5 protein-coding genes and 1 pseudogene are annotated in these 3,892 nt (G+C 69.4%); 4 read left to right on the top strand and 2 right to left on the bottom strand.

Annotated features, from left to right (window positions below; translation table 11 throughout):
- Nucleotides 1-156 precede the first annotated feature (156 nt).
- Both ACNFOC_RS52070 and ACNFOC_RS52065 read right to left on the bottom strand, forming a co-directional pair.
- Nucleotides 157-369, bottom strand: coding sequence for a DUF5326 family protein (locus tag ACNFOC_RS52070; protein ID WP_416965972.1), 213 nt, complete (start codon nt 367-369; stop codon nt 157-159).
- A 216-nt stretch (nt 370-585) separates the two neighbouring features.
- Complete coding sequence (locus ACNFOC_RS52065) at nt 586-903, bottom strand: cupin domain-containing protein (protein WP_262060822.1); 318 nt, start codon at nt 901-903, stop codon at nt 586-588.
- Nucleotides 904-951: 48 nt separating this feature from the next.
- On the opposite strand from ACNFOC_RS52065, the gene ACNFOC_RS52060 reads away from it, so the two are divergent.
- The 4 genes and pseudogenes from ACNFOC_RS52060 to ACNFOC_RS52045 form a co-directional block, all read left to right on the top strand.
- A complete protein-coding gene (locus ACNFOC_RS52060; RefSeq protein WP_416965971.1) occupies nt 952-1,329 on the top strand; it encodes a phage holin family protein in 378 nt (125 codons plus the stop codon).
- A 7-nt stretch (nt 1,330-1,336) separates the two neighbouring features.
- Nucleotides 1,337-1,828 (top strand): low molecular weight protein-tyrosine-phosphatase, encoded by a 492-nt coding sequence (locus ACNFOC_RS52055; RefSeq protein ID WP_416965970.1) that lies wholly within the window; start codon nt 1,337-1,339, stop codon nt 1,826-1,828.
- Entirely contained in the window at nt 1,825-2,982 is a 1,158-nt protein-coding gene (locus tag ACNFOC_RS52050; RefSeq protein ID WP_416965969.1) for a cystathionine gamma-lyase, read from the top strand. The genes ACNFOC_RS52055 and ACNFOC_RS52050 overlap by 4 nt, the downstream gene beginning before the upstream one ends.
- A 228-nt stretch (nt 2,983-3,210) precedes the next feature.
- Nucleotides 3,211-3,801: pseudogene (locus ACNFOC_RS52045) on the top strand (LysR family transcriptional regulator); the annotation flags it as partial.
- Nucleotides 3,802-3,892 lie beyond the last annotated feature (91 nt).

The following is a 3,892-nucleotide window of genomic DNA, read 5'->3' as shown; positions in this document are numbered from 1 at the left end:
CGGGGAGGGGGTGCGCCGCCCGCGGGGTTCGTCCCCGCGTCGAATTCCGGACTTTAACCGCCCGCCACCGCCCACAGACGCCCTGTCCGGGAAACTTCCCCCGCCCGAGGGAACCGGTGATTCCTGTTACCGATCACCGGTTGCCCAGCAGGGACCTCACCAGTCGCCGCGCGAGGAGGAACTCGACGTGAACTTCCGCACGATGTAGACCAGTCCGCCGACCAGGGCCACGAAGACCAGCGCCTTGAAGAGCAGTCCGATGACAAAGCCCACGACGGTCGCTATCAGCCCGCCGAACACGACCAGGGCGATGACCGGCACCGCGACCCACTTCACCCACCACGGCAGTCCCGCGAAGATCTCACCCATTGTCCTCGTCCTGTACCTCTCCGCCCGTCGCTCGAACCGGGTCCGGTCTGTGTCCGGCACTCCCGCGCCGGATCTCTGATGTCCTGCACTCGATGCTAGGGCGGCCGATGGCCGAACGGGGCCCTCGCATCCCTTGTCCTCCCCTGACCGTTCCCCTAGGGAACCCTGAGACGCGGGTCAGGCTCCGGGTGGAGAGCCGGGGGCTCCGACGAAGGCTCAGGCCTCCGGAGGGGAGAACACCACCAGCACCCGCAGGTCCTCGCTGATGTGGTGGAACTTGTGGGCCACCCCGGCCGGCACGTAGACGACGCTGCCGCGCGCCACCTGGGTGGTCTCCATGCCGACGGTGATCGCGGCCCGGCCGCTCACCACGAAGTACACCTCGTCCTGGTTGTGCGGCTGCTGACGGTCGTGCTCGCCGGAGTCGAGCGCGTACAGGCCGACCGACATGTTCTTCTCGCGCAGGAACTGCAGGTACGCGCCGTCGTTGGCGGCGCGCTCCGCCTCCAGTTCATCCAACCGGAATGCCTTCATCGCCCTCGTCCACGCTCGGAGTCGATCTCTTCTGTCACGATCAGACACATGAAGAATTTCCTAGTCAAGACGATCGCCAACGCGGGTGCCCTGGCGGTCGCCGTATGGCTGCTCGACAAGATCACCCTGACCGGTGACAGCACCTTCAAGAAGATCTGGACACTGCTCCTCGTCGCCCTGGTCTTCGGCATCGTGAACTTCCTGGTCAAGCCGATCGTCAAGGTACTGACCTTCCCGCTGTTCATCCTGACGCTCGGTCTGATCACCCTGGTGGTCAACGCGCTGATGCTGATGCTCACCTCGTGGCTGGCCGACAAGCTCGACCTGAGTTTCCATGTCGAGGGCTTCTGGACCGCCGTCCTGGGCGGCCTGATCATCTCGGTCGTCTCCTGGGCGCTCAACGTCGTCCTGCCCGAGGGGGACTGAGCGCGCGATGGCGTACCGCGTCAGCTTCGTCTGCACCGGGAACATCTGCCGTTCGCCGATGGCCGAATCGGTCTTCCGCGCGCGGGTGGCGGAGGCCGGGCTCGACGGCCTGGTCGAGGTCGACAGCGCGGGCACGGACGGCTGGCACGAGGGCGACGGCGCCGACCCGCGCGCCGTCGCCGTCCTGGAGGAGCACGGCTACGGCACCGACCACGCCGCCCGCCGCTTCCAGGCCGCCTGGTTCTCCAGCCTGGACCTCGTCATCGCCCTCGACTCCGGCCACCGCAAGACCCTGCGCCGCCTCGCCCCGACCGAGCAGGACGCCCAGAAGGTCCACCTGCTCCGCTCCTACGACCCCGGCGCCGGCAACGACCTCGACGTACCGGATCCGTACTACGGGGGCCTGGACGGCTTCGATGAGTGTCTTGAGATGGTGGAGGCGGCGAGCGAGGGTCTGCTCGCCGTGGTGCGGAACGAAGTGGAGGGACGAGCGGTATGAGTGATTCCGCTGCATCCGGAGGTATCGGGAACAGCGCGGGGGACGGCACACGCGCGGTGCGGGCCGGTCTGCCCGAGGCGGTCAAGTACGAACCGACGCTCCCCGGGCCGGTGTTCGCCGCGCACTTCCATCTACCGGGCGAGGCGGCGGGACCGTACAAGTACGGCCGCGACGAGAACCCAACCTGGACCCACCTGGAGAACGCCATCGGCGAGCTGGAGGCGCCTGGGCGGGACGGCGTCGAGACGCTCGTGTTCGCCTCCGGCATGGCCGCCATCTCGTCGGTGCTCTTCTCCCAGCTGCGCGCCGGCGACGCGGTCGTGCTGCCCGACGACGGCTACCAGGTACTGCCCCTGGTGCGCGAGCAGTTGGAGGCGTACGGCATCGAGGTGCGCACCGCGCCGACCGGCGGGGACGCCCAGCTCGACCTTCTCGACGGCGCCAAGCTGCTGTGGATGGAGACCCCGTCGAACCCCGGCCTCGACGTGTGTGACGTACGGCGGCTGGCCGAGGCGGCACACGCGCGTGGCGCTCTCGTGGCCGTCGACAACACCCTCGCCTCGCCCCTGGGACAGCGCCCGCTGGAACTCGGCGCCGACTTCGCCGTGGCGAGCGGCACCAAGCAGCTCACCGGGCACGGGGACGTCCTCCTCGGGTACGTCGCCGGGACCGACGCCTCCGCGATGGCCGCCGTACGCCGCTGGCGCAAGGTGGTCGGCGCGATTCCCGGGCCCATGGAGGCCTGGCTCGCGCACCGTTCGATCGCCACGCTCCAGTTGCGTGTCGACCGGCAGAACGCCACCGCGCTGACCCTCGCGAAGGCCCTGCGTGAACGCGCCGACGTGACGGGCCTGCGCTATCCGGGGCTGCCCGACGACCCCTCGTACAAGATCGCCTCGCAGCAGATGCGGCGCTACGGGTGTGTGGTTTCGTTCACGCTGCCCACGCGCACGCGTGCCGAGCGTTTTCTCGAAGCACTGCGCCTCGTGGACGACGCGACGAGCTTCGGCGGGGTGCGGTCCACCGCCGAACGGCGGGGACGCTGGGGCGGGGACGCGGTACCGGAGGGCTTCGTTCGTCTCTCGGTCGGTGCCGAGGACCCCGAGGACCTGGTGGCGGATGTGCTGCGTGCGCTGGACGAGTCGGCGCGGTGACCGCCTTACGTACCGCCGGTCGGTGTCCGGCTACGCACAACGGACGGTCCGAGCCTCCCCCCTCGTGGCTCGGACCGTCCTCGGTTCTGCGCGCGAAGAACCGCGCGCACAAGGCTAGTTGACTCTGTGTCAGTGTCCAATCACAGTAGCGACAGCGGCCTATCGACTTATTTATAGTTGGGCCCTGCCCGGGGCCGGAGGAAGGGTGGGGGAAGGAGAGTGCGTGCCATGGATCTGGCCTTGCTGCGCACCTTCGTGACCGTGCACCGGGCCGGCTCCTTCACCCGCGCCGCGGCCCTGCTCGGTCTCTCGCAGCCGGCGGTGACGTCCCAGATCCGCACCCTGGAACGGCAGTTGGGCCGCCCCCTGTTCCTGCGCCAGGCCCGCGGGGTCACCCCCACGACCATGGGCGACGAACTCGCGCACAAGGCCGCACCCCATCTCGACGCCCTCGTGGAGATAGCCGAGACGGGGCCCGACAACGACGCCTCGCTGCGCACCCTGCACCTCGCCGGTCCCCCTGAGTTCACCGCCGAGCGGGCGCTGCCCGCGCTCACGGAGCTGACCGGCGACGACGGCCAGGGCTTCGCGCTGCGCGCGTCCTTCGGGAACGCCGAGGAGACCCTGGAGGGACTGGCCGCCGGACATCATGATCTGGCCATCAGTACGGCCCGTCCGCGAGGTGCTCTGCTCACCGCGACAACGCTCTGCGACGAGGAGCACGTCCTGGTCGCCGCCCCGCACCGGGCCGAGCAGTTCGACTCCGCGAAGCTCGGCCCCAAGGACGCGCCCGCCCTGGACGAGTTCCCCGTGATCGAGGAGTTGGCGCCGGCGGCCTCGAACAGCGGCTTGCCCGGCGCCGGGATGGTCCACTGGTCGTAGAGCGCATCCGACTCCTCGGCACCGACCG

This window comes from Streptomyces colwelliae, from assembly GCF_048158785.1.
Taxonomy (GTDB): Bacteria; Actinomycetota; Actinomycetes; order Streptomycetales; family Streptomycetaceae; genus Streptomyces.
The sequence above is the reverse complement of the archived record's forward strand: the minus strand, read 5'-3'. Positions and strand labels throughout refer to the sequence as shown.